The 22859-nt window shown below is 61.1% G+C and carries 25 protein-coding genes and 1 pseudogene; 16 read left to right on the top strand and 10 right to left on the bottom strand.

Translation table 11 applies throughout. The features are described 5' to 3' along the window. Positions 1 to 16 precede the first annotated feature (16 nt). From AC1DM5_RS29890 to blh, 5 genes are read right to left on the bottom strand one after another with little or no spacing between them, the layout of a single operon-like run. Positions 17 to 814 (bottom strand): sulfite exporter TauE/SafE family protein, encoded by a 798-nt coding sequence (locus AC1DM5_RS29890; protein ID WP_477976439.1) that lies wholly within the window; start codon positions 812 to 814, stop codon positions 17 to 19. Next, on the bottom strand, positions 796 to 1227 hold the full coding sequence (locus tag AC1DM5_RS29885; protein WP_477976437.1) for a DUF6691 family protein: 432 nt from the start codon (positions 1225 to 1227) through the stop codon (positions 796 to 798). Before AC1DM5_RS29885 ends, AC1DM5_RS29890 begins: the two co-directional genes overlap by 19 nt. Continuing rightward, the gene (locus tag AC1DM5_RS29880; protein ID WP_477823674.1) at positions 1224 to 1634 is read right to left on the bottom strand and encodes a YeeE/YedE family protein; all 411 of its coding nucleotides are present in this window, start codon (positions 1632 to 1634) and stop codon (positions 1224 to 1226) included. The genes AC1DM5_RS29885 and AC1DM5_RS29880 overlap by 4 nt, the downstream gene beginning before the upstream one ends. Continuing rightward, entirely contained in the window at positions 1631 to 1978 is a 348-nt protein-coding gene (bigR, locus tag AC1DM5_RS29875; RefSeq protein ID WP_477976435.1) for a sulfite-sensing transcriptional repressor BigR, read from the bottom strand. The genes AC1DM5_RS29880 and bigR overlap by 4 nt, the downstream gene beginning before the upstream one ends. Then, entirely contained in the window at positions 1969 to 3267 is a 1299-nt protein-coding gene (gene blh, locus AC1DM5_RS29870; protein WP_477976433.1) for a bifunctional sulfur transferase/dioxygenase Blh, read from the bottom strand. Before blh ends, bigR begins: the two co-directional genes overlap by 10 nt. Before the next feature lie 325 nt (positions 3268 to 3592). Here blh and AC1DM5_RS29865 point away from each other — a divergent pair, with 325 nt between their 5' ends. The 3 genes from AC1DM5_RS29865 (at position 3593) to AC1DM5_RS29855 (ending at position 6958) form a co-directional block, all read left to right on the top strand. Next, positions 3593 to 3931: a hypothetical protein gene (locus tag AC1DM5_RS29865; RefSeq protein WP_477976431.1), complete on the top strand. Its 339-nt coding sequence runs from the start codon at positions 3593 to 3595 to the stop codon at positions 3929 to 3931. 469 nt (positions 3932 to 4400) lie between these two features. Further along, positions 4401 to 5480 carry a nucleotidyltransferase family protein gene (locus tag AC1DM5_RS29860; RefSeq protein WP_477976429.1) on the top strand — a complete coding sequence of 360 codons (1080 nt, stop codon included), beginning with the start codon at positions 4401 to 4403 and terminating at the stop codon, positions 5478 to 5480. Positions 5481 to 5788: 308 nt separating this feature from the next. Then, positions 5789 to 6958 carry a site-specific integrase gene (locus tag AC1DM5_RS29855; protein ID WP_477823679.1) on the top strand — a complete coding sequence of 390 codons (1170 nt, stop codon included), beginning with the start codon at positions 5789 to 5791 and terminating at the stop codon, positions 6956 to 6958. Positions 6959 to 7086: 128 nt separating this feature from the next. Here AC1DM5_RS29855 and AC1DM5_RS29850 read toward each other — a convergent pair whose 3' ends face one another. Then, positions 7087 to 7353, bottom strand: coding sequence for a hypothetical protein (locus AC1DM5_RS29850; protein ID WP_477976427.1), 267 nt, complete (start codon positions 7351 to 7353; stop codon positions 7087 to 7089). Here AC1DM5_RS29850 and AC1DM5_RS29845 point away from each other — a divergent pair. Together AC1DM5_RS29845 and AC1DM5_RS29840 are read left to right on the top strand one after the other, a co-directional pair. After that, positions 7354 to 7607, top strand: a pseudogene (locus tag AC1DM5_RS29845) (MFS transporter); the annotation flags it as partial. Positions 7608 to 7723: 116 nt separating this feature from the next. After that, positions 7724 to 7927, top strand: a complete 204-nt coding sequence (locus AC1DM5_RS29840; protein ID WP_477823680.1) for a cold-shock protein — start codon at positions 7724 to 7726, stop codon at positions 7925 to 7927. 116 nt (positions 7928 to 8043) lie between these two features. On the opposite strand, the gene AC1DM5_RS29835 is transcribed toward AC1DM5_RS29840, so the two are convergent. From AC1DM5_RS29835 to repA, 4 genes are all read right to left on the bottom strand, one after another. Then, entirely contained in the window at positions 8044 to 8337 is a 294-nt protein-coding gene (locus AC1DM5_RS29835; protein WP_477976425.1) for a DUF2934 domain-containing protein, read from the bottom strand. A 555-nt stretch (positions 8338 to 8892) separates the two neighbouring features. After that, positions 8893 to 10113, bottom strand: coding sequence for a plasmid replication protein RepC (gene repC / locus AC1DM5_RS29830; RefSeq protein WP_477976423.1), 1221 nt, complete (start codon positions 10111 to 10113; stop codon positions 8893 to 8895). A gap of 157 nt (positions 10114 to 10270) precedes the next feature. After that, positions 10271 to 11248, bottom strand: a complete 978-nt coding sequence (gene repB, locus AC1DM5_RS29825; protein WP_477976421.1) for a plasmid partitioning protein RepB — start codon at positions 11246 to 11248, stop codon at positions 10271 to 10273. 72 nt (positions 11249 to 11320) lie between these two features. Further along, a complete protein-coding gene (gene repA / locus AC1DM5_RS29820; RefSeq protein ID WP_477823502.1) occupies positions 11321 to 12529 on the bottom strand; it encodes a plasmid partitioning protein RepA in 1209 nt (402 codons plus the stop codon). Between the two features lie 371 nt (positions 12530 to 12900). Here repA and AC1DM5_RS29815 point away from each other — a divergent pair, with 371 nt between their 5' ends. The 11 genes from AC1DM5_RS29815 to trbI are packed head-to-tail and all read left to right on the top strand — an operon-like array spanning position 12901 to position 22820. Beyond that, on the top strand, positions 12901 to 13527 hold the full coding sequence (locus AC1DM5_RS29815) for an acyl-homoserine-lactone synthase (protein ID WP_477976419.1): 627 nt from the start codon (positions 12901 to 12903) through the stop codon (positions 13525 to 13527). Positions 13528 to 13537: 10 nt separating this feature from the next. Then, positions 13538 to 14497 (top strand): P-type conjugative transfer ATPase TrbB, encoded by a 960-nt coding sequence (gene trbB, locus AC1DM5_RS29810; protein WP_477976417.1) that lies wholly within the window; start codon positions 13538 to 13540, stop codon positions 14495 to 14497. Beyond that, positions 14487 to 14855 (top strand): TrbC/VirB2 family protein, encoded by a 369-nt coding sequence (locus AC1DM5_RS29805; RefSeq protein WP_477976415.1) that lies wholly within the window; start codon positions 14487 to 14489, stop codon positions 14853 to 14855. Before trbB ends, AC1DM5_RS29805 begins: the two co-directional genes overlap by 11 nt. Further along, positions 14855 to 15154: a conjugal transfer protein TrbD gene (locus AC1DM5_RS29800; protein ID WP_477976413.1), complete on the top strand. Its 300-nt coding sequence runs from the start codon at positions 14855 to 14857 to the stop codon at positions 15152 to 15154. Before AC1DM5_RS29805 ends, AC1DM5_RS29800 begins: the two co-directional genes overlap by 1 nt. Before the next feature lie 8 nt (positions 15155 to 15162). Then, complete coding sequence (locus AC1DM5_RS29795; protein WP_477976490.1) at positions 15163 to 17595, top strand: conjugal transfer protein TrbE; 2433 nt, start codon at positions 15163 to 15165, stop codon at positions 17593 to 17595. Positions 17596 to 17629: 34 nt separating this feature from the next. Then, the gene (gene trbJ / locus AC1DM5_RS29790; RefSeq protein WP_477976488.1) at positions 17630 to 18376 is read left to right on the top strand and encodes a P-type conjugative transfer protein TrbJ; all 747 of its coding nucleotides are present in this window, start codon (positions 17630 to 17632) and stop codon (positions 18374 to 18376) included. After that, the gene (trbL, locus tag AC1DM5_RS29785; protein WP_477976411.1) at positions 18370 to 19572 is read left to right on the top strand and encodes a P-type conjugative transfer protein TrbL; all 1203 of its coding nucleotides are present in this window, start codon (positions 18370 to 18372) and stop codon (positions 19570 to 19572) included. The genes trbJ and trbL overlap by 7 nt, the downstream gene beginning before the upstream one ends. Before the next feature lie 16 nt (positions 19573 to 19588). Beyond that, complete coding sequence (locus AC1DM5_RS29780; protein ID WP_310388809.1) at positions 19589 to 20248, top strand: conjugal transfer protein TrbF; 660 nt, start codon at positions 19589 to 19591, stop codon at positions 20246 to 20248. Between the two features lie 14 nt (positions 20249 to 20262). After that, positions 20263 to 21093: a P-type conjugative transfer protein TrbG gene (gene trbG / locus AC1DM5_RS29775; protein ID WP_477976409.1), complete on the top strand. Its 831-nt coding sequence runs from the start codon at positions 20263 to 20265 to the stop codon at positions 21091 to 21093. 1 nt (position 21094) lies between these two features. Then, the gene (locus AC1DM5_RS29770) at positions 21095 to 21517 is read left to right on the top strand and encodes a conjugal transfer protein TrbH (protein ID WP_477976407.1); all 423 of its coding nucleotides are present in this window, start codon (positions 21095 to 21097) and stop codon (positions 21515 to 21517) included. 10 nt (positions 21518 to 21527) lie between these two features. Continuing rightward, positions 21528 to 22820 (top strand): IncP-type conjugal transfer protein TrbI, encoded by a 1293-nt coding sequence (gene trbI / locus AC1DM5_RS29765; protein ID WP_477976405.1) that lies wholly within the window; start codon positions 21528 to 21530, stop codon positions 22818 to 22820. The last annotated feature ends 39 nt before the right edge of the window (positions 22821 to 22859 follow it).

Raw genomic sequence — 22859 nt, 5'->3', positions numbered from 1 at the left:
CGAGATTGAGGCTCATTCATCCCGGCAATATTGGTCCTGAGTTCCTATACAGGATGTAACCCGCTACCACGAAGATCAGCACCGCGAAGAGGCGATTGAGGATGTTCTTGTAGGCACTCAGACGAATGGCGAGCAGCATGCCGAGCACACCGCCGCCGATGCCGCCCCCGATGAATTCAGCGGCGAGCCACCAATCCACCAGGCCTGAACTGGCATAATTGAGGGCCGTTGCCAGCCCGAACGCACCGACAGAAAGAAGCGAGGTGCCGATCGCGTTGATCATCGGCATGCCTGTCGCCAGCATGAGGCCAGGAACGATAAGAAATCCTCCGCCGATGCCGAAGAAACCGGACGCAGCGCCGGCGGCGAGTGCCACGGCGGCGGTGGCCAGGCACATCCTGAGGTCGACCGGGCGACAGTCAACCGCCATCGGCTTCTTGGGCTTCAGCATCACGACCCCGACAACCACCATCAGGACGCCAAACAGGAATATCAGGCGGTCTCCATCGATTGCCTTGCCGAGAGTGGAGCCGGCGAGGGCGCCGACGACGCCGAGCGCGGAGAAGACGGCCGCGCAGCGCCACCAGACATGACCCTTGATCGCATGACTTGCAAAGTTCGCAAAAGCGTTCACCGAAACCGCAAGCGCACCCGTGCCGATCGCAACGTGCGGCTGCCTGACCCCGACCACGTAAAGGAGCAGCGGCGTGGCCAGGATGGATCCGCCGCCGCCGAGGAGGCCGAGCATGAAGCCGACGAGCCCGCCGGAACCGACTACCAGTCCGATCGAGTAGCTCACACCCGTCTGCTCCATGCTCGGTCATACAAGGTCATCCCGCCCAGCATGGCGACGACGAACAGGACCGTCTGGGTAAGACCGACCGACAGCGAGGCGACCGCCGGCCCCGGACAGAAGCCGCCGATCCCCCAGCCAAGGCCGAACAGCGCCGAACCAACGATCAACGGAGCATCGATGCGACGGTTCGTCGGCACATGGAAACTATCGTCGAAGGCGGGACGCTTCATCCGCTTCATAATCTGCACCCCGACAAAAGCGACGATAACTGCGCCGCCGAGGACGAATGCCAAGCTGGGATCCCAGCTGCCGAACACGTCGAGAAAGCCCTGGACGCGGACCGGGTTCAGCATGCCCGACAAGGACAACCCGAAGCCGAACACGATGCCCGAGGCGAGCGCCGCGGCGAATTGGCAGATGTTCCGATTCACAATCCGATACCTCTGAGAATAGCGACGGCGACCACGCCGGCCGTCAGGAAGGTGACGACCGCCACCATGGAACGCGGCGACAGGCGAGCCAGTCCAAGGACGCCGTGCCCGCTCGTGCAGCCCGATCCCATTCTGGAGCCGAAGCCGACGAGCAGTCCGGCGAGGATGATGAGCGGCCAGCCTGCGGTGATCTGCACGGCGGGCCAGCCGCCAAACACCAGCAGATAGGCGGGGGCGCCGAGCAGTAGTCCGAGGACGAAGGCAAGATTGGTCGTCAAGCCAATCCCCTGAGCCAGACGCCCGACGATCCCGCTGATCCCGGCTATACGGCCATTGAGGAGCAGCAGCATGGCGGCCGATGCGCCGATCAGCATGCCCCCGGCCAATGAGGGGAGATATGCGTTCATCTGTCTTCCCTCACGCAGAAGATGGCATACAGAGCCCCGACCAGTTGCGCAGCCTTCTCCTCCGTCAGGCGGTAGAAGATCTGCTTGCCGTCCCGCCGCGTTTCGACGATACCCGAGCCGCGCAACACCGTCAGATGCTGCGATAGGTGCGGCTGGTGGACATCGAGCTTTTCTTCAAGTTCGCCGACGGAAGCCTCGCCCTCCACGAGCGTGCAGACGATCATGAGGCGCGCCGGATGGGACAGGGTTTTCAAGAGGTTTGCGACCTCTCCGGCCCGGTTGGCCATCTCGGCGGGGGAGAGCCCCGCCTTGATCATTGCGTTGAGATCGGTGGTCATTCCCACGCAGCTCCTTGAAGGGCATTGAGCGGAAACTTGAGGTAACGCTTGCCGTTAGCTTCCGGCTCAGGCAGCCGCCCGCCACGTATGTTCACCTGCAGGGCATGCAGGATCAGCTTCGGCATCGGCAGCGTCTTGTCGCGCTTCGTCCGCAACGCCACGAACTCTTCCTCCGTCACGCCGGCAAGATGCGGGTTGGACTTCTTCTGTGCGGCCACGGTGCTTTCCCAGCGAGGCGCACGACCGTCGGGCTGGTAATCGTGACCCGTGAAAATCCGGGTGTCGTCCGGCAATGCGAGGATGTCCTGTATCGACCTCCATAGAACCCGCGCGTCGCCGCCGGGGAAGTCAGCGCGGGCCGTGCCACTGTCAGGCATGAAGAGCGTGTCATGCACGAAGGCGGCGTCGCCTATCACATAAGTGATGGAGGCAAGCGTGTGTCCTGGCGACAATAGCACCTTTGCATCGATTGAACCGAGCTTGAAAGTCTCGCCGTGAGCCAACAGCCGGTCCCATTGGGAGCCGTCGGCTGCAAGCTCAGGCCAGTTGTAGATGCCCTTCCACAGCTTCTGGACGTCAATCACCCGCTCCCCGATTGCCGTCCGGGCGCCGGTCCTCTCCTTCAGATACTGGGCTGCCGAGAAGTGGTCGGCATGAGGATGGGTGTCGAGGATCCACTCGACCGTCAGGCCATTATGGCCAATGTAGTCAAGGATCGCGTCGGCGTTGATGGTCGCGGTCGCTCCGGCCTTCTCGTCGAAGTCGAGCACAGGATCGATGATGGCGCACTTTCGCGTCACCGGATCGGACACCACGTACTGGACGCTCCAGCTGCGCTGATCGAAGAAGCCCTTCACATGCGGGCTGCGCGAGGCGTGCTTCTCAAGCCAGGCTGCGGCGGAAGCGGTGTTGAAGCCGCGGCTGCGGCCGAACTCGACGACCTCGTCTGCAGACATGCGACCGTCAAGAACCTCGCCAATGAGGTAAAGGCTGAGCGACCGTGTTCCGGTCTTGCAATGGGCGAACACCGGTCCCTCCGATCTGTCGATCGCCCGCTGGAAGGCACGCACGTCGGCCTCGGTCATCGTTTCGGCCGTGACCGGGATGAATGCGTAGGAGAGTTCGCAGTGTTTTGCCACCTGCTGCTCGGCCTCACTTCCCGGCTCAGCGGGATCTTCGTGGTCCGGTCTGTTGTTGATGAGCGTCCGAAACCCTCTGTCGCGAAGCGCCTGGATGTCCTCGATGCTCGGCTGCAGCGAGACAGACAGTTTCTCCGAGATAGCGGTGATAGGCATTGCTGGCTCCGTGTGTATTATCATTATACGTTATAATATAATGTATAATAACTCACGATCAAGCCCGTGACAAGGATATCTTTCAAGCCGCGCCACCGTTTCGGACCTCTTGCAGACGCGACAGGGCCCCTTCAAACCGAGCGACTTCATGGCATTTCCGCCATAGGCAACCTCTCACGCGGTTTCATAGCTGTGATCCGTCGGTCATCTCGTCGCCATTTCGAGCCCGATGAGCCGCTCCATGAACCCCACATGAAGCCCGTCTTCAGAGCGAGTTCATGTCGGTGGGGCCACTCTTGACCATGGACTATCATGGAGATGCGCTATGAAAATCGCACATTTTGCCATTGCGGCCGTTCTCTCGCTCGGTTCAACCTTTGCTTCCGCAGAGCCTGCTGCGGCGATGCCGCGATCTGCTGCACCCGTTGCAGCGGTCGAAAGGAGCGACGTTGTTCAGGTCCGGCACCGCCACTACCGGCATTATCGCTATTATGACCGGTATGGCTGGCGTCCCCACCGCTACTACCGGGACCCCTATTACGGGGACCGCTACTACCGGGATTGGCGCGCCGAGCGGCGCTGGCGGGAAGATCGCTATTGGCGATACGATGACCGCTATTACCGTCCCCATCGCAGCGGCGTCTATTTTGGCCTGGATTTCTAGAATAAAAAATGCCCAGCGCGAGACGGGCATACATTGGGTCGTGGACAGCCGAGTTGGGCCGACCGACAACTTTCGGTCGGCCAGGAGGGTGGGAAGGGCCTGACTTTTCAGTCACCCAAGCTGTTTTCGGCAGGATTCGCGAGCTGCGGCCGCCTTGACCGTTTCCATTGCCGCTTACCTTCCCCTCGTCTAACCGAGATGCGCACCCGGCGTAAGCGCTGAACGTTTGCGACCGAGACCCGTTACTTGTGCTGCCAGACGTTCACGGCCGAGATCAAGAGGATGACAACCAGAAGCGCCTCGTGGCTACAAGGAAGCACCAGCTTCAAGGGTTTGGCGCGTTATAATGATTGCGCCAAAACATTATAACCGAAGGCATTCGCCGCGAGTATCATGGCCCATTGACATCAAGGGTGAGAGTTATAATGTTTTTGTGAAAACATTATAACTGGTAGATGCGAACGCACTCGTGAAGCAAATCGACCTCTCATACCGCACCCTGTTCGCAGAGTTAGCGCAGCGTTCGCTCGATGCGCAGTTTCAGGCTGACTTCCCGCTCGAGGGCCGCTTCGTGAAGGTCCCGGTAAAAGGCAAGGAATATTGGTATTTCGATCTCCCTACTCCAGATGGGGCCGACAAGCGGCGCTATGTCGGCCCCGTGGCCGACGAAGAGATCACAGCGCGGGTGAACCACCACAAGGAGATCAAGGACAATATCAAGGAACGCAGACGCCTCGTCAGTACGCTAAGGCGCAGCGCTGGACTGGCTGGCCCGGATCCGTTCGCGGGCGACGTCACCAAGGCGCTGGCCGAGGCTGGCCTGTTCCGCCTGCGTGCAGTCCTGATCGGCTCAGTTGCCTTCAGCTGCTATCCCGGCCTGCTCGGGGTTCGGATGCCCTCGACCGCCATGCAGACGGGTGACGCGGACTATGCGCAGGATTTCGCGATCTCATCGGAGGTCGGGGACAGCTTGCCTCCCGTACTGGAAGTCCTGCAGTCGGTCGATCCCGGATTCCGCGCCATCCCGCACCAGGCGGACAAGGCCAAGGTGGCGGCTTTCACGAACGGAAAGGGCTACCGGGTCGAATTCCTCACCGGAAATCGGGGATCGGACGAATACACGGGCAAACCTTCTCTCATGCCCGCCCTCGGCGGTGCGTCGGCGGAAAATCTGCGATTTCTCGATTACCTGATTTACGAGCCCGTTAGGTCCGTGCTGCTTCACAGGGAGGGCGTGAGCGTGATTGTCCCCGCCCCCGAGCGGTATGCGGTCCATAAGCTCATCTTGTCATCCAGACGGCTCACTGACGCGCTCGGGCGCGCTAAACGCGATAAAGACCTCCATCAGGCCTCCTTGCTAGCGCAGGGGCTCGTGGAGACGCGGCAAGGCGACATTCTGGCGGATGCCTACGAGGAGGCGTGGGAGAGAGGGAAATCATGGCAGGACGGTATTCTTGCCGGACTGGATGCCATGCCCGACTCCGGTCGGGAAGCGTTCGCTGCCGCGCTCGGCATTCCGATTGCAAAATTGGCAACGGCGAAGGAATAGGGCTCAACGGTTGAGCGCGTGGCCGATCCAAACGACCAGCCAAAGCTGGATCAAACTTCACGACAGGAGCTGCCGGCTTGCCCTTGGTGGATTTGCAATTCGACAGCCACGTTTCCAGCGGATCCACTTCTGCTCGCCCAAGGAACCAAGGCTTGCGTATTCGTGTGGGACGGGGAACCGTCGGAGAGGTCATTGCGACACGAAGCCGTGCATACCATTGCGTCGCGGGGTGTAAGCAGGTTCGAACCTGTATATGCTGGTCATCGACTTATCTCGAACCGTGACAACTTCTGCTCTTCGAGGAAAACTTGACGCCTAAAAGCCCTAGGGTTGACGACGAACTGCTTCGGCGCGCAACCGAACTCGACGCGCTTGAGGCCATCCTGCCCTTTAATCGGCGCGACCAACTTGCAGGCCTTCTGACAGATGACGACGTCGCCACCCTCAAGCACCTGGCGCAGGAGGGCATGGGCGAAAACACGCTGCGTGCGCTCGCTTCCGACCTCGGCTATCTCGAGGAATGGGCGCGCCTGGCGACCGGCTCTCCCCTCCCCTGGCCGGCACCGGAAACGATGCTGTTGAAATTCGTTGCGCATCATCTCTGGGATCCGGTCAAGCGCGCCACCGATCCCGCCCATGGTATGCCGGCCGTTGTTGAACAGGGCTTGCGCAATACGGGGCTGCTGAAAGCTCTCGGGCCGCACGCCCCTGACACCGTCCGTCGCCGCCTGACCTCCTGGTCGATCCTCACACGCTGGCGTGGCCTGACAGGCAACTTCGCGAGCCCGGCGCTCAAGACGGCACTCAGGCTTGCTGTCAGAGCTTCCAATCGGCCGCGCCGGCGCAAGAGCACGAAAGCCGTAACAGGAGACGTGCTGGCGCAGCTGCTCGCCACATGCCGCGGCGAAGGCCTCGTCGCAATGCGCGATCGGGCGCTAATGCTCCTGGCATTTGCCTCCGGCGGTCGCAGACGCTCGGAAGTCGCCGGCCTTCTGGTCGAAGACCTCATTGAGGACGATCCTGTACCGCAGGATCCGGCCGACCCCACCTCACCGCCCCTCCCCTGCCTCACTATCCGGCTCGGGCGAACCAAGAACGCCACTGCCGATGATGACGAGACCGTGCTGTTGATCGGCCGGCCGGTGATTGCGCTGAGGGAATGGCTCAATGCCGCGGGAATTGTCGCCGGTCCGGTGTTTCGGCCGATCGACCAATGGGGCAATGTCGGCGCTCGCGCCCTCACCGGCCAATCCGTCAACCTGATCCTTAAGGCACGCTGCAAACAGGCGGGTCTCGATCCCGCATCTTTCTCGGCTCACGGGCTGCGGTCGGGCTTTCTGACGGAAGCTGCCAACCGCGGTATTCCGCTACTCGAGGCGATGGAACAGTCGCGGCACAAGTCGATCAATCAGGCCGCCGGGTATTACAACAATTCAGCAAGGCGCAGCGGTCGGGCGGCACGACTGATATCGCGCTGAGGGCCTTGTTCCTACCGCGGAACACAGATGGCGCCGACGAACGGAGTGACCTGTCTCACCATGCACTTGATCCGTCGGACGTTCTATAACTCATGAAAGCCGGCAACGGCGAGTTATAGGATCGAATTCTATAACTCACCGGCGAGAAGAGGGGCATGGCGCCGCCCCCTAAAACGAACCTGCGCTATCGATGCGAAGGAAACCTCCACGGTTCCCCGCAGCGAAAGGGACGCCAGCCCACAATAGGCTGAACCATTTATCGGGCACCACTGGAGCAATTTGTAGAGCGCGTCCGTCGCCTGCTTCCCGTTGAAGCCTAGGGCCTCGCCTCGTATTGCGCCGACGACGGCGCCAACCTCCTCTCTCACCAGAACCTTCACGACCTTTGCCGCCATCTATCCGTCCTTGACGGGGTAGGCGCGGGCCTCATTGGCATTGCGACACCGATCGCCGCAGAGCGCATCCTGTCAGGCACCGGGCGCTTCAATGTCGGCCTCCCGCCGTCCTGACGGTTCAGGGCATCGGCGCGTCTCTAAGCAATATCGTCGCCGGCTGGCTGACGGATCCCAGCGGCTACAGCCTTGCTATTTCGTTCATGGTGGGGGCGGCACTCCGTGGCCGTCGCGATGCGCGGGTTTCCGCTCCATAGCGCCGTCGCAAACAAATGAGGATGCCGAAGAGACCAAAGGCTAGGCCTGGGTTGATCTCGAAGAATGCGAAGGCTAGGATGCCGTTCCACAACAAGTGCAAACACACGAGGATGTCATGCCGACTGGCAACGTTAAGTTTTTCAATCAGGACAAGGGCTTCGGCTTCATCACGCCGGAAAGCGGAGGACCTGATGTCTTCGTCCATGTTTCCGCGCTCCAATATGGCGACGCTTTGAAGGAAGGTCAGAGCGTCTCCTACGACCTCGGCCAGGATCGGAAGACCGGCAAGTCGAAGGCGGAAAACGTCAGACCACTCTGATCTGCAAAAGAGTTGTTGTCGCAAGACACAACTGATCGCGGGGCGCCCATCAAGGCGCCCCGTTTCTCTAAGACCCATACGCCTGTCGACCGAATTGCCGCTCGCACTCAAACCCGTCAGTGCTTGGTGACGCTCGCGACAGGCCTGGCAGCTTTCGGCGGTGGAGTTGTCGTTGGAACGCTCTGGGCGCCCCCCTTGGATCTGCTTGCGACCTTTGGCTTTGCCGCATTGTCGGCGCTTGTGGCCTTCTTCGCGCGCGGCTTCTTGGCCGGCCGGCTGTCGGCGTCAGCACTCGCGGCAATTTCCTGAAATGCCTGAAGCCAGTGCCTCATATCCTCTCCATCCGGCCGGCCTTCCCGCTCCCAGATTTCATAGGCGCGCTGTCTGATACGGTCTTCTTTAGCTGACATCGTCGTCCTCCACTTGCTCATCCTGTCCGGATGAGACAGATGGCGCTGCAACCCGCGTCGACAACGGTGACGCGTGCTTTTCTAACTTCGGCCGCCATCACGAAATCGCGATTGCCGGATCCATCCTGACGTTTGCTCCGACCTCATGCCAGTCAGTCCCCTCCCCTCCTCAGATTTCAGCTCACCACGGGCCGGTTCGATGGTTCCACGGCCGTTAACCATGTTTGCGAAGCCTGTGGCTCCTGGAAAATTCCAGCGTGACTGCCGGTTCACGACTGCAGCTAGAAAAGTGGGCGATCCCATCATCCCTCTCGGCCGGCCCAAGCGCTCTGCTCATGCGGAACTCTTCACCGCTCTTCGCATTATCGCGCTGCTTCAACAAGGACCGTTCCATTGACCATCAGACGCTTCACGCAACCACCTTCGCCTTTGCATCTTTCGCGCTTGTCTGGTGGCAAACGAAAGCCTGATGGCTCACACTTACTGGAAATCCGGGATCCGATCGTCGCGAGGACGGATAGGTCGCCGACCGTCCCTCACTGCGGCGCGACCGCCCTAGCCTTTGCCGGCATGCCCGCTCGCACTCCCGTTGCTGCGATAAAGCGCCATCAGCATCGGCCCAAGCGAGAATTCACCGCGCGCAGCCTTCGCCGTCAGGTCCCTGAGATAGCCGCCTGCCGAATTAATGTGCCCGGCCCGCTCCAGAATACAGGCAATCGCGACGGCGGCATTCTCCGCCCCCATGACCTCGCAGGCCTCCTGATAGGCCGACGGGCTGACACCCAGCATCGAGCGGACGGTGATCGCAGCACTCATCAGTTCGCGCCAGTTGCCGATGCTTCCGCCCTGGCCATAGTCGGCAATCGCGGGGCAAGCCTGCAGCACCATGCCCAAAGGAAACGCCTTTATCGGCTCGGCAGGCGGCCTGATCTTATAACTCGACTTTTCGCCCTGCTCTTTTTCAGAGCGAGGTTCAAGTTCATTGCTGGATTCGGTATTTGAATTCTGTATGTGACGTTCAAAATGGACATCATTGCCGTCTGATTTTCGACTATTTTGCTGCAAATCCAGCTGGTTGATGATTTCTTCGTGCAACATCTCCATCTCTTCGAGTATCGGGGCGAGGTCTGCAATGCCGGGCGTGCGTGGAATCCGCGCGAGAAGTGCCACGAACTGGCTCTCGATGTAGCTCCAATCTCCCGGAGCGCCCTCTTCCATGGCCGCCGAAATCAGCTTGCGAATGTCGCGACGGCAAAGCGAAAGGTTCTCCTTGACGATCTGGAAACGTCTGCGCTCGGCAGCCACGCTCTGAGCAAGTGAAGCCAGCTCCTCCGATCGGGAAAGCAGTGGTGCTACGGAAAAGCCGAAGACCTGCTCGAGTTCGCCTGCTCCGTCACGGCGTGCGTAGCGCTTGCCGTTCGGGCTGTCCTTGCGCACGATCAGTCCGGCATCGACGAGTGCTGCCAGGTGCCGGCGCAGCGTCGTGCCGGCAATGCCATGGGCGCGCACGCTGAGCTGCGCATTCGACGGGAACACGACGAGCCCGATCTCCTCGCAAAGCTCATTGCTCGGCAAGAAGGTCAAAAGCGCGTCAAGAACGGCAAGCGCGCGATCCTGGACATCAAGCAGCGAACGGGCTTCGCAGACGTCGCGAAACACCTTCCATTTGTCGATCGACTTGCCCGGTTTGATCGCGGCAGCGTCCAACTGCCCTTTCACCAAGGCAAGCGACATCGGCCGCCGCCCAAAGGGCGTCGTCACCTTATGCGTTTGCATTTCTCTTTCACCTTCTGTCAGGCAAAAGAAATCCGCTCACCAAAATTCGGTGCCAAAGACTCTTGACTGTGATTCGGGGAAGTGCGATTCTCTGGGTGCTTAGATCAGAGGAAGGCTTCCACGACGGCAACGTTTGGGGGCCTTTTTCTTTTGCGGTTCAGTCTCCTTTGTTTCCCTCCTCGGCGAGGAACTGCTCATAGAGCGCGTCCAGGCGATTGGAGAGGAATTCGCCGAAACGGCCGGCATTCTTTGCCTTCATCGACATCGAAAACGCCTTGCCGGTATTCTTGATCTCAGCCTGCACCGCCTTGTCGCGCGGCTGCCAAGTCGCCTTGCCGGCCGCTGTCTCCACCTTGCGGACGGGCCTCGCCGATTTGTTGAGCGCGCCGTAAAGCCGCGAGAACCGCTCGTCTGACGGTAGTTCCTCAAAGCCTGCCGAATTCAGAACGTCGGAAACTTTCGCTCCATTCGAGGACTTGCCGACGAGAAGAGACAGTTCGAGCCAGCGCTCGCGTCCGACGCCCGGAGCAGACCCGAGCTGCTGGATCGTCGAAGCCGAGATCCGCTCGGTCACCGACATCATCTTGGAGATCGACGCTGCATTGGCGGCAAGGGCGGCTGCAATCACATCGCGATCGTAACCGAGATCCTCAAGACGGCGAGCAAACAGCGCGCGCTCGATGAAGGTAAGGTTGGCGCGGGCGGAATTTTCCTGGCCCTGGGCAATGACGTGCGTGCGGTCGTCGATCGGCTTGACGACAGCCCTGACCTTGCGTCCGAGCTCGCGCGCAGCCCTGAGGCGCCGATGTCCGAAGACGACCTGATAGCGGCCTTCCGCCGACCTGTGGGGGCGCACGAGAATAGGGGTGTCCTGTCCACGGACGCGGATTGCTTCCTTGAGCTCATCGAACTCAGCATCGTCCTCCGAGATACGGTCCTGGACGAAGGAGGCGTCGACCTGATCCGGATCGAGCTCGACGATCGCCTCGCCTTCGAGATACTTGTCAGCCTGCTTTGCCAGTTCATCAAGCGAGCGCACCATGGACTTGCCGGCGCCACGCATCGGATAGCTTGCGACACTTGCCGAATCGTTCGGAATATCGGCCAATCCTTCGAGCAGGTTCTTGCGTGCCATATCAGCACCTCCAATCGGCAATTAGAGGATTGAATTCGTGTAGGAAATGTCGGTTTTTGTCAGCTGACAAAATCAACGCCCCCACGATTGATGGATCAGATCGGCAATTTCGCCATTCACGGCGTTCAAGGATTCCAGCGCGCGATCATAGGTTCCGCGGTTCATGGAGGCTCGATCTACCTCGTAGAGTGTCTGCTTGGTGATGCCCGCATCCGAAACCGCCGTCGACTTCAGCATTTCGTTCTTCAGCATGAACTCGTGGAACATGGTGCGCATGAAACCGACCATCTGCGCCTGGGGCACGTCGCCGGGCTCGTAGCGCGTGATCACATAACGGTACCAGGAGAGATTGACCTCGGCGCCAGCGGTGCGAATCGGCTTCAATATGCCGCCGAGCATCAGCAGGAACTGGCCCATCGACATGACGTCCAACATCTGAGGATGGATGGTGATCATGACGCTGGTTGCCGCCGTCAGCGCCGTCAGCGTCAGATAGCCAAGCTGCGGCGGGCAGTCGACCACGACGATGTCGTATCTGTCATCCACCTCGGCGAACGCCCGCGAGATACGGGTGAAGAAGGTCTTGCCCTCGTTCGACGACTTGTCGGCCATCGCCAGCGGCGTGTCATATTCATATTCCTGCAGGTCGAGATTGGCAGGAACGATATCGAGGCCCGGAAAATTCGTCGGCCGGATGATATCGGATAGTGGTTTCCTGTCGCCATCATAGCGAATGGCATCATAAAGGGAGGAGACCTGATCGAGTTCCGGCTGAAAGCCATGCAGCGAAGACAGCGACGCCTGTGGGTCGAGGTCGATGGCAAGGACCCGGTGGCCGGTCAAAGCGAGATACTGCGCGAGGTGGGCGGCCGTCGTGGTCTTGCCTGAACCGCCCTTGAAGTTCACAACCGCGATGACCTGCAGCTTTTCGCCCGGCCGGCGATGGGGAACATACATGCGACTTTCGGAGCGTCCATGCGCGTCGAGATGCTGTCGAAGCTCAAGCATCTGCTCGGCCGTATACGAGCGACGACCGGAAGACGACGTCTGCGGGGAGGGGCCTTTTCCTTCGAGATGCAATTTCTTCAGCGTGCTCTGCGAGACGCCGACATAGTGGGCGACTTCGGCGAGCGAAAAGCTGCGCAGGGTCTTCTTGGCGTTAGGCGGGAATCGCTGCACGCTCAAAAGGTGTAGCTTCTGCGAAATCAGGTCCCCCTGTTCGAGGATCTGATCCTCAAAACTCATGGGCCTATTCGCGGAAGGTATCGAATTAGCGTTCATGACGATCGATCTTCCAGATAACGATTTTGGGGCTGAAAACCCCTTTGAACCGTTATTATGGCCGATTCTCCTTTCTCAGCAAGGAGATTAGGGTTAGCAAACTGTGAATCATGTCGCGCCCAGAGGTGGCGCCGGGTTTATATTTCCACCCGATTCACACGCTATTGCAATCGGTTAGCCTAATTTTTCCCGACGAGACAGGGCAAATTCTATCCCATCGCATCAGATGGGATCCAAAGCTTGTAGCAGCCAGAGATCGATCAAGATCGGCCCACGGTGCTGCGACTCAGTGCCCCTCACATCCGAGGGTCTGACAAGCGACGACCATCGTGGTCTGCATAGCCACACCTCACTTGGCGCGGAGAGCGATCATGTTTGCGACGGCGATTGCACCAGCAGATGCAGCATCAGAACCCTATCTTCTCGACAGCATGTTTCGCCTCAGGGCGCGCGTCTTCGACGCACGGCTCAAATGGCAGGTCACGGTGGAAGAGGGGAGGGAACGCGACCGGTTCGATGAGCTCGGGCCCCATTACATCGTCATCGTTGGCGAAAAGGGCGAGGCGATAGCGTCGGCGCGCCTGCTTCCCGCTTTGGGACCGACGATGCTCACGGATGTGTTTCCTGAGCTTCTTGGGAACAGACCCTTCCTGCCGCATGCGCGCATGGTCGAAAGCTCCAGGTTCTGCGTCGACACGCAGGCAGAGGCGACACATGGACCCTTCGGACTGAACCAGGCGACCGTCTTCCTGTTTACCGGGATCCTGGAATGGTGCCTGGCAACCGGCATGACGGAGATCGCAACTGTCACCGACCTCAGGTTCGAGCGCATTCTCAAACGCGCCTCCTGGCCCTTGGCGCGCTACGGCGAACCCCGCCTGATTGGCGATGTGCGCAGCGTCGCCGGAAGCCTGCCGGTCTCGCAGGCGCATCTCGAAGCGATGCGGCCACCCGCTTTTCGCTCAAGCGTGCCTTCCAGCTTTCGTAGCGCCGCGTGAGGACTGAGCGATGGAAGCCCGTTCGTTACCACGGCTCGTGCGCAAGCTCGAGGAAGCTCTTGGTCCGTCGCTCCTGGGCGCGCTCACCGATCCATTGGTCAGCGAGATCATGCTTAATCCCGATGGACGTCTCTTCATCGAACGTCTCGGCGCCGGCATCGCTGCAGCAGGCGAGATGGAGGAGGGGCGGGCCGAGATCATCATCGGTGCCGTCGCCCATGTCCTGAATACACACGTCGATATGGGGCGTCCGATCGTGTCCGGGGAACTGCCAATCGGTGGTCACCGTTTCGAGGGCCTGCTTCCGCCGATCGTGACGTTTCCTGCCTTCTCGATCCGCCGGCGCGCCTCCCAACTCATACCGCTTGACGACTACGTGGCATCGGGCACCATGACCGGACGGCAAGCCGGCATCCTGCGCGAGGCCGTCCGGGCGCGACACAACGTGGTCGTCTCTGGCGGCACCGGATCGGGCAAGACGACGCTTTCCAACGCCATCATTGCCGAGATTGCCGTCCATTGCCCCGACGACCGCCTCGTCATCCTGGAAGACACGAGCGAGCTTCGATGCGCGGGCGCCAACGTGCTGGCGCTGCGGACCAGCGACCATGTCGACATGGCGCAGCTCCTCAAAAGCACCATGCGCCTGCGCCCCGATCGGATCATCGTCGGCGAGGTGCGCGACGGTGCCGCACTCACGCTTTTGAAAGCCTGGAATACCGGCCATCCGGGTGGCGTCACCACCCTTCATGCCAATAGCGCACGCTCAGCCCTCCAGCGTCTCGAGCAATTGACGGCAGAAGCCAGTCGCCAACCAATGCAGACCGTCATCGGCGAGGCGGTCGACCTCGTCGTCTCGATCGAAAGGACCCCGGACGGCAGGCGTGTGAAGGATCTCCTTCACGTGAAGGGCTTTGATGGCGGCACCTATCACCTCAAACCCTATGCGGAGGAACGTCATGCAGCCTAGTCATCGTGCCGCCCTGACCGGGCTGGCCTTCCTGGCGCTCGCCGCCCTTGCTCCGCCGGCCCTTGCGGGGTCCGCGGGCGGCCTGCCCTGGGAGGCGCCCCTCGAACAGATCCAGGAATCGATCACAGGTCCTGTCGCCGGCTTCATCGCCCTTGCCGCGGTCGCCGTTGCCGGCGGCATGCTGATCTTTGGCGGTGAACTCAACGATTTCGCGCGGCGGCTGATGTATGTCGTCCTCGTGGCCGGCGTCCTTCTTGGCGCAACCCAGATCGTCGCCCTGTTCCAGGCGACGGGTGCCTCTGTCGGCATGGCCGCCGACGTCGCGCAAATGGCGCAAAAGAGGGGAGGGGAGAGATAATGGCTCCATCCGTCTCCAGCCTGCAGACCAACCGCATCCATCGCGCCCTGTCGCGGCCAAACCTTCTGATGGGCGCCGACCGCGAACTGGTCCTCGTCACCGGCCTTGCCGCCATCATCCTCATCTTTGTCGTCTTGACCGTCTACTCGGTCCTCATCGGCATCGCGATCTGGATGGTGATCCTTGGCTTGCTGCGTCGGATGGGCAAGGCCGACCCGATGATGCGGCGGATCTATCTGCGTCACCTGCGCTACCGACCTCACTACCGGGCGACGTCGACGCCCTGGCGAAGCGTTTGAGGCCGATGATGGTGGCGCTACGACTTTTCCGCCATGCCGGCCCGTCCTTTGCCGACCTCGTTCCCTATGCCGGCCTCGTCGATGAAGGCGTGCTGCTCCTGAAAGACGGCTCGCTAATGGCCGGCTGGTATTTTGCCGGTCCGGATTCGGAAAGCTCCACCGACGGGGAACGCAACGAGGTTGCTCGACAGATCAGTCAGGTGCTCTCGCGGCTCGGATCCGGATGGATGATCCAGGTCGAAGCGGTCCGCGTTCCGACGGCCGACTATGCCGCGCCCGCGCGCTCGTATTTTCCCGACCGCGTCACACGCGCGATCGACGAAGAACGCCGGCGGCATTTCGAAGCCGAGCGCGGCCATTTCGAGAGCCACCACGCGATCATCCTGACCTACAGACCGGCCGAGCCTCGCCGCTCCGCTCTCACAAGCTACGTCTATTCCGAAACCGGCAGCCGAAAGCAGACGCATGCCGACATCGCACTTGCAGCCTTTAAGGCGGCGACACGCGAGATCGAGCAATATCTGGCAAATACGCTATCGATCCGCAGGATGAAAACACGTGCGGCAGTCGTTGGCGCCAACACGGTGCGCTACGACGAACTCCTGCAGTTCGCCCGCTTCTGCATTTCGGGCGACAACCATCCAGTCCGGCTGCCGGATGTGCCCATGTATATCGACTGCATGGTGACGGCCGAAATGGAGCACGGCCTGACGCCGAAGATCGACAATCGTTTCGTCGCGGTCGTGGCCATCGACGGATTGCCGGCCGAAAGCTGGCCCGGCATCCTCAACAGTCTCGACCTGATGCCGCTCGCCTATCGCTGGTCGTCGCGCTTCATATTCCTCGATGCCGAGCTAGCGCGGGACAGGCTGGAGCGCACCAGAAAGAAGTGGCAGCAGAAGGTGCGGCCATTCCTCGACCAGCTCTTCCAGACACAGAGCCGCTCGATTGACCAGGACGCGCTGTCGATGGTGGCCGAAACGGAGGACGCGATTGCGCAAGCTGCTTCCGAGCTCGTCGCCTACGGCTACTACACGCCGGTCATCGTGCTGTTCGACGATCATGCCGAGAGCCTGGAGAAGAAGGCGGAAGGCGTTCGCCGGGTGATACAAGCCGAGGGTTTCGGCGCCCGGATCGAAACGCTCAACGCCACCGACGCCTTTCTCGGCAGTCTGCCTGGCAACTGGTACTGCAATGTTCGCGAGCCGTTGATCACGACACGCAATCTCTCCGACCTCGTACCGTTGAACTCGGTATGGACGGGCAGTCCGACCGCCCCCTGTCCCTTCTACGAGGCGGGCGCTCCGCCGTTGATGCAGGTCGCCTCCGGCTCGACACCTTTCCGCTTCAACCTGCATGCCGACGATGTCGGTCACACCTTGATCTTCGGCCCGACCGGTTCGGGAAAGTCGACGCTGCTCGCGTTGATCGGCGCCCAGTTTCTTCGCTACAGGGATGGCCAGCTCTTCGTCTTCGACAAAGGCTGTTCGATGCTGCCGCTCACCCTTGCCGCCGGCGGAGATCACTACGAGATCGGCGGGGAAGGGGAGGAGGGGCGCGAACTGAGTTTCTGTCCGCTTGCGTCGCTGTCGAGTGAAGCCGATCGCGCCTGGGCGAGCGAGTGGATCGAAATGCTCGTCGACCTTCAGGGCATTGCCGTCACACCAGATCACCGCAATGCGATTGCGCGACAGATCACCCTGATGGCCAATTCTTCCGGACGCTCGCTGTCGGACTTCGTCAGCGGCGTGCAGATGCGCGACCTGAAGGAAGCACTGCGCCATTATACGGTGGATGGACCAATGGGCCAGCTCATCGACGCTGAAAGCGACGGCCTGACGCTTGGCCATTTCCAGACCTTCGAGATCGAGCAGCTGATGACCATGGGCGAGCGCACGCTGCTTCCTGTCCTGACCTACCTCTTCCGGCGCATCGAAAGGCGGCTTTCCGGCGTGCCGAGCCTGATTATCCTCGACGAAGCCTGGCTGATGCTCGGCCATCCGGTTTTTCGCGAAAAGATCCGGGAGTGGCTGAAAGTGCTGCGAAAGGCCAATTGCGCCGTCGTTCTTGCCACGCAATCGATCTCGGATGCCGAGCGATCGGGCATCATCGATGTTCTGAAGGAAAGCTGCCCGACAAAGATCTGCCTGCCGAACGGGTCGGCCCGCGACATCGGGACGCGCGAATTCTACGAGCGGATCGGCTTCAACGAGCGCCAGCTCGAGATCGTCGCCACGGCGAGGCCAAAGCGGGATTATTACGTCGTCTCTCCCGATGGCCGGCGCCTCTTCGACATGGCGCTCGGACCGCTCACCCTTTCTTTCGTGGGCGCCTCGGGCAAGGACGACCTCAAGCGTATCCGCGCGCTGCGCAACGAGCATGGAAACGACTGGCCATCTGTCTGGCTCAAGGGGAGGGGCGTGTCCCATGTCACGATCTAGACGCGGCTTTCTCGCAGTCTCACTCGCCACCCTCATGGCAGTAGCCAGGCCGGTTCCTGTTCTAGCAGGGGCTGCGACCGGCGCGGCAACCGAATTCACGCAGCTTGCCAACAATGGCGAGCTCATCAAGCTGCTCGAAAGTTCGGGCGTCCAGGTCGACAACCAGCTGACCCAGATCACGCAGCTTGCCGAGCAGATCCAGAACCAGCTGAAGATCTACGAGAATATGCTGCAGAACACCGCGCAGCTTCCCGCCCATATCTGGGGCGAGGTCGAGGGCGATCTCAATCAGCTGCGATCGATCGTGTCCGACGGCCAAAGCATCGCCTTTGCCATGGCCAATGCCGATGACCTTTTGCGGCAGCGGTTCAAGAGCTATGCCGATCTCAGGGCGAACCTGCCGGACGCAGAAAGCTTCTCTGCAACCTACCAGACCTGGTCGGACACCAATCGCGACACGATTGCGGCCACGCTTAGCGCGGCAAGCCTGACGGCCAAGCAATTCGACACAGAGGAGGCGACGATGGCATCGCTTCGGTCGCTCTCCGATGGCGCCAATGGCCAGATGAAGGCGCTTCAGGTCGGTCACGAGATTGCCGCCCAGCAGGTTGCCCAGATGCAGAAGCTCCGCGGCCTCGTCTCCCAGCAGATGACGATGATGGGAACCTGGCTGCAGACCAATCAGACGGACAAGGACCTCGCGCAAGCCCGTCGCGAGCAGTTTTTCAGGGCCACCATCCCGCAGACAAGCGGCGGCAGGACCATGGAGCCGCAATGGTGAGGCATCTGCGAAGACAGAGAGCGGCGACTATCGCGCGCGATGTCGTTTGGGCAGCCCTCCTTCTTTTCGTCATGGTCGTGCCCGTCCATGCCCAGGAAGGATCCCTGATCACATCGCTACAGGACGAGATCAGCAGCGCGGCGCGCGGATGGGAGCAGACCGTATCGAATGTTTCGCGATCGCTCTTCTGGATCCTGGCATCAATCGAGATCGGGCTTGCTGCGATCTGGCTCGCCCTGCAGGCGCCGTCGCTGCAGGAATGGTTTGCCGAACTCGTCCGCCGCATCATGTTTGTCGGCTTCTTCGCCCTTGTTCTTGAGCGGGGACCAGCCTTTGCAAAAGCGGTTGTCGACAGCCTCTTTCAGATCGGGGCGTCGGGCGGAGATGCCTCGCCCGCCGATATCTTCAATGCCGGACTGGTGGTGGCGGGCAAGATGGCCGAAAAGATCCGCTTCGGCCTGTTCGAGGACAATGCGCTGGCGGTGTCGGCCGCCTTCGCAACGATCGTGGTCGTGATCGCTTTCTCGCTCGTGGCGGCGATCTTCGTGGCGATCATGGCCGAGATGTATATCGGCCTCCTTGCCGGCATGATCATGCTCGGGCTCGGTGGCTCATCCTTCACCAAGGATTTCGCGATCCGATATCTGGTCTATGCCTTCAGCGTCGGAATGAAGCTGATGGCGCTCGTCATGATCGCCCGCATCGGTTCGCAGGTCCTGATCGGCCTCGCCAATCGTCCGGAGATCGGCGAGCAATTCCAGACGCTGCTCGCGATCGCCGGAATTGCCGTCGTGGTCTTCGTCATCGCGATCTACGTGCCCGGCATCATTCAGGGCGTGATCCAAGGCGTGTCGGTCGGCAACGGGATGGAGGTTATCCGGCACGGCAGCCAGGCCGCCTCCTTTGCGGCAGGGGCCGGTTTCCTGATGGCCGGCAGCGCCTCGGCAGGCATGGTCGCGGCGAGATCGGCTCGGGCTGGCGGCGCATCCATGGCGGGCGCCGTCATGCGCGGCTTGGCCGAAGGTGTGAGCGCCGCGAGCATGGCGACCGCATCAGCCGTGAAAGACAAGGCGATCGAGGCACCGGGTTCGCATGCCGGATCGCTGCTTGGCCTTGCCAATGCCAAACTCGAACAGGGCCGGTCCGCGGCAGGCAAGGGATCGTCGACAGCGCCCCGACCCGGACAGCGGACGTGAACGAGGAGTGGGGATCATGAAGTCGAACGCTGCAGAAAACCCCTATCTCTCTGCCCGGCTGGAATGGAACGAACGCTATGGCTCCTATGTCAGGGCAGCGGCGGCCTGGCGTATTGTTGCAATCCTCGCCTTGATGATCGCGATCATCGGATTCGGCTACGCGCTCTTTCTCAGCACACAAGTCAAGCTCATCCCCTACATCGTCGAGGTCGACAGGCTGGGTACGCCGGTATCTGCAGGCTTTCCCGAACATATCGAATATGCCGACCCGCGCGTGGTGCGCGCGACGCTTGGAGGATTCGTGACCAGCTTTCGATCGGTAACACCCGATGCGGTGGTGCAAAAGCAGTATATCGATCGAACCTATGCGTTGCTGCGGACCTCTGACCCCTCGACGCAAAAGATCAACGCGTGGTTTCGCGGCAATTCCCCCTTCGAGAAGGCCAAGGCAGCCACGATCGCGGTCGAGGTGAACAACATCGTCGCGCTGTCAAGCCAGTCCTACCAGATCGACTGGACCGAGTTCGAGCGCGACCGGCGCGGCAAGGAGACCGGTACGCGCCGCTTCCGCGCGATCGCCACAGTGACGATCACCACGCCTCAGGACGAGGCGACGATCCGGCTCAACCCAATCGGTCTATATCTCAAGGACCTCGACTGGACGGCACAGCTATAGAACGAGGATAGGGCATGCATAACCGAACACACTTATCGGTCGCCTTCAGCTGCGCGATCGCGGCCACTACGCTCTGCGCTGCTCCTGCGGCCAAGGCCCAGGCCATGACGCCCAAAGAGGCGAAGGGTACGAACCTGTCTTCCAAGTGGCGCGATAGCTCGGGCCTCGTCACCAGGGGTTCCGATGGCAAAGTCGTCTTCCTCTTCGGCGAAACCCAGCCTTCCGTCATCTGTTCGCCGCTCCAGGTATGCGATATCGAACTTGAAGCCGGAGAGGTGGTTCGTGACGTGTTGGTCGGCGATACCGTCAGATGGAAGGTCGAGCCCGCGACCTCGGGAGCCGTGGGAGGACAGGCGATCCATCTGATCGTCAAGCCGGCCGAACCCGGCCTGGTGACATCCATGGTCGTCACCACGTCGCGACGCACCTATCATATCCAGCTGAAATCCCATCCCAGCCAATACATGGCGCGCGTCGGCTTTTCCTATCCCGAAGACGTTTCCGACAAGCTCGCAGATGTGAATGCGCGCCTGGAAGCGAAAGGAGTGCCAGGGACCGGTATTGCCGCCGACCAACTGAACTTTTCTTATTCCGTCAGCGGAAGCGCCGCCTGGAAACCGACGCGCGTCTATTCCGACGGCCAGAAGACCTACATCCAGTTCCCGCGCTCGCTTGCCGGACAGGATGCCCCCGTCCTCTTCGTCGTTTCCGGCGGACAGAACCGCATCGTCAACTACCGCATGGCAAACAATATGATGGTGGTCGACTACAATATCGAGCGCGCGATACTCCTATCCGGGGTCGGCTGGCGAAAGCAGCAGGTTACGATCCGGCGGAGCAGCTGACATGCGCCGGTCCCTTCTTGCCGTAACCGGATGCCTGGCTCTCTGCGGCTGCCAGACCGGGGATGGGGATTCACAAATCCGGCCCGCGCCGGTTTCGGCGGGCGCGGCGGCGGCGATCGCCGGCGACATGGCCAACCGCCTGTCCGAGCGTCTTCCCCGGGAAGCAAGCCCGATCAACCTGCCGGACGACCGGTCGGAATTCGGCCTGGCACTACAGGCGATGCTGAAGGGATCCGGCTATACGGTCGTGAGCAGCCAGAAGACCGAGGCGAAGGCGACCATGCTTTCTTATGCCCTCGACGGATCGGGCGACGGCGTGCTCGCCAGCCTGTCGACGGATGGTTTGCGGCTTGCGCGGCTCTATGTCGTGACGGGCTCCGGTGCAAGACCGGCAAGCCCATTGTCGGTGATGACGTTCAAGTAGGAGGGCACAGATGGCACAGTCACTCCAGCTCGGCAACATGCATGGCGGTCAGGCGCAGACGGTCCGTCGGCTCAACCGGCTGCCGGTGCTTGTCGCCATCGGTCTGATCCTCGTCTTCTTTGCGGTGGTCATTTTCGGGCTTTCCGCCAGGGGGTTCTACCCCAGGCAACATGAGCGCGAGGATGGAGCGGGCACCCCTGCATCGAACTACGCCGACCAGCTGAAGCGTGGCGTTCAAGACGGCATCATCGGCGAACCCGAGCCGGCCGAACTGTTCGACCCGCGGCCTGCTATCGACAAGGCGCCGGCGCAAGTAAAGCCCGACAACCCGCCAGCCACACCGAACGCTGCCACCAAAGCCGCCCAACCCGGATCTGATGACGATTTCGAGGTACGACTGGCACGAGAAGGACGCGAGCGCTATTTGCGCGAGCTCCAGCGCCGGAGGATGGCGCAGCTCCAGGCCGAGGAAGCAGCGCTCGATTCACCGCTTCAGGTCGACATCAGTCAGGCAGGGCCCTCCGAAGGTCGGGCCGATCCGTCGGAAAGACCGTCAGGCAGCCGGACCGCAACAACTCCCGCCGATCTCTACCAGGCTGCGCTGCAGGCCGGATTTGCCGGGCAGAACGCGGATCCGAACAAGCAGCTCTCGAAGGAAGACTTCTTCAATCAGGATATCAAGGAGCTTGGCTATCTGCCGAAAAAGATCGTTCCGCAGTTGTCGCCTTTCGAGCTCAAACGCGGTTCCGTCATCCCTGCAACGTTGATATCGGGCATCAATTCGGACTTGCCGGGGCGCATCAGTGCCCAGGTCGGCCAGAACGTCTACGACAGCGCCACGGGCTACCGACTGTTGATCCCACAGGGAGCAAAGCTGTTCGGACGCTACGATTCGAAGGTCGCCTTCGGTCAGGCGCGAGTTCTGGTCGTCTGGACCGATATCATTTTTCCGAACGGATCGACCTTGCAGATTGGTGGCATGGCGGGCACGGATGCCGAGGGTTATGGCGGCTTCAACGACCGCGTCAACAATCACACCATCAGGACATTCGTCTCGGCGGCCCTCATCGCCCTAATCGGCACGGGCATCGACGCGTCCATTCCGGAAAGCTCGACACGGTCAACGCAGGATACGGCCTCCGACGCTGCAAGGCGCAATTTCGCCGAAAGCTTCGGACGCGTTGCCGAGCGGACGATCGACCGAAACCTAGATGTCCAGCCGACGCTGGAAATCCGGCCCGGATACAGGTTCAACGTCCTGGTTGATCAGGACATCGTCTTTCCCGGTAGCTACGACAGGTAAGGACGCGCCGCTCAAGGCGGCTGCATCACCGGCTGACAA

The organism is Rhizobium sp. 01T437 (genome assembly GCF_056398505.1).
The sequence above is the reverse complement of the archived record's forward strand: the minus strand, read 5'-3'. Positions and strand labels throughout refer to the sequence as shown.

What these genes read in the sequence shown, in the direction of transcription:
- AC1DM5_RS29890 (WP_477976439.1), bottom strand. Translation starts at nt 814, where the DNA reads ATGGAGCAGACGGGTGTGAGCTACTCGATCGGACTGGTAGTCGGTTCC.
- blh (WP_477976433.1), bottom strand. Translation starts at nt 3,267, where the DNA reads ATGCCTATCACCGCTATCTCGGAGAAACTGTCTGTCTCGCTGCAGCCG.
- repA (WP_477823502.1), bottom strand. Translation starts at nt 12,529, where the DNA reads ATGAACGCTAATTCGATACCTTCCGCGAATAGGCCCATGAGTTTTGAG.
- AC1DM5_RS29815 (WP_477976419.1), top strand. Translation starts at nt 12,901, where the DNA reads ATGTTTGCGACGGCGATTGCACCAGCAGATGCAGCATCAGAACCCTAT.
- trbJ (WP_477976488.1), top strand. Translation starts at nt 17,630, where the DNA reads ATGGCAGTAGCCAGGCCGGTTCCTGTTCTAGCAGGGGCTGCGACCGGC.
- AC1DM5_RS29865 (WP_477976431.1), top strand. Translation starts at nt 3,593, where the DNA reads ATGAAAATCGCACATTTTGCCATTGCGGCCGTTCTCTCGCTCGGTTCA.
- AC1DM5_RS29880 (WP_477823674.1), bottom strand. Translation starts at nt 1,634, where the DNA reads ATGAACGCATATCTCCCCTCATTGGCCGGGGGCATGCTGATCGGCGCA.
- repC (WP_477976423.1), bottom strand. Translation starts at nt 10,113, where the DNA reads ATGCAAACGCATAAGGTGACGACGCCCTTTGGGCGGCGGCCGATGTCG.
- AC1DM5_RS29780 (WP_310388809.1), top strand. Translation starts at nt 19,589, where the DNA reads ATGAAGTCGAACGCTGCAGAAAACCCCTATCTCTCTGCCCGGCTGGAA.
- AC1DM5_RS29835 (WP_477976425.1), bottom strand. Translation starts at nt 8,337, where the DNA reads ATGTCAGCTAAAGAAGACCGTATCAGACAGCGCGCCTATGAAATCTGG.
- repB (WP_477976421.1), bottom strand. Translation starts at nt 11,248, where the DNA reads ATGGCACGCAAGAACCTGCTCGAAGGATTGGCCGATATTCCGAACGAT.
- AC1DM5_RS29800 (WP_477976413.1), top strand. Translation starts at nt 14,855, where the DNA reads ATGGCTCCATCCGTCTCCAGCCTGCAGACCAACCGCATCCATCGCGCC.
- AC1DM5_RS29805 (WP_477976415.1), top strand. Translation starts at nt 14,487, where the DNA reads ATGCAGCCTAGTCATCGTGCCGCCCTGACCGGGCTGGCCTTCCTGGCG.
- AC1DM5_RS29840 (WP_477823680.1), top strand. Translation starts at nt 7,724, where the DNA reads ATGCCGACTGGCAACGTTAAGTTTTTCAATCAGGACAAGGGCTTCGGC.
- AC1DM5_RS29770 (WP_477976407.1), top strand. Translation starts at nt 21,095, where the DNA reads ATGCGCCGGTCCCTTCTTGCCGTAACCGGATGCCTGGCTCTCTGCGGC.
- trbL (WP_477976411.1), top strand. Translation starts at nt 18,370, where the DNA reads ATGGTGAGGCATCTGCGAAGACAGAGAGCGGCGACTATCGCGCGCGAT.
- AC1DM5_RS29795 (WP_477976490.1), top strand. Translation starts at nt 15,163, where the DNA reads ATGGTGGCGCTACGACTTTTCCGCCATGCCGGCCCGTCCTTTGCCGAC.
- trbB (WP_477976417.1), top strand. Translation starts at nt 13,538, where the DNA reads ATGGAAGCCCGTTCGTTACCACGGCTCGTGCGCAAGCTCGAGGAAGCT.
- trbI (WP_477976405.1), top strand. Translation starts at nt 21,528, where the DNA reads ATGGCACAGTCACTCCAGCTCGGCAACATGCATGGCGGTCAGGCGCAG.
- AC1DM5_RS29850 (WP_477976427.1), bottom strand. Translation starts at nt 7,353, where the DNA reads ATGGCGGCAAAGGTCGTGAAGGTTCTGGTGAGAGAGGAGGTTGGCGCC.
- trbG (WP_477976409.1), top strand. Translation starts at nt 20,263, where the DNA reads ATGCATAACCGAACACACTTATCGGTCGCCTTCAGCTGCGCGATCGCG.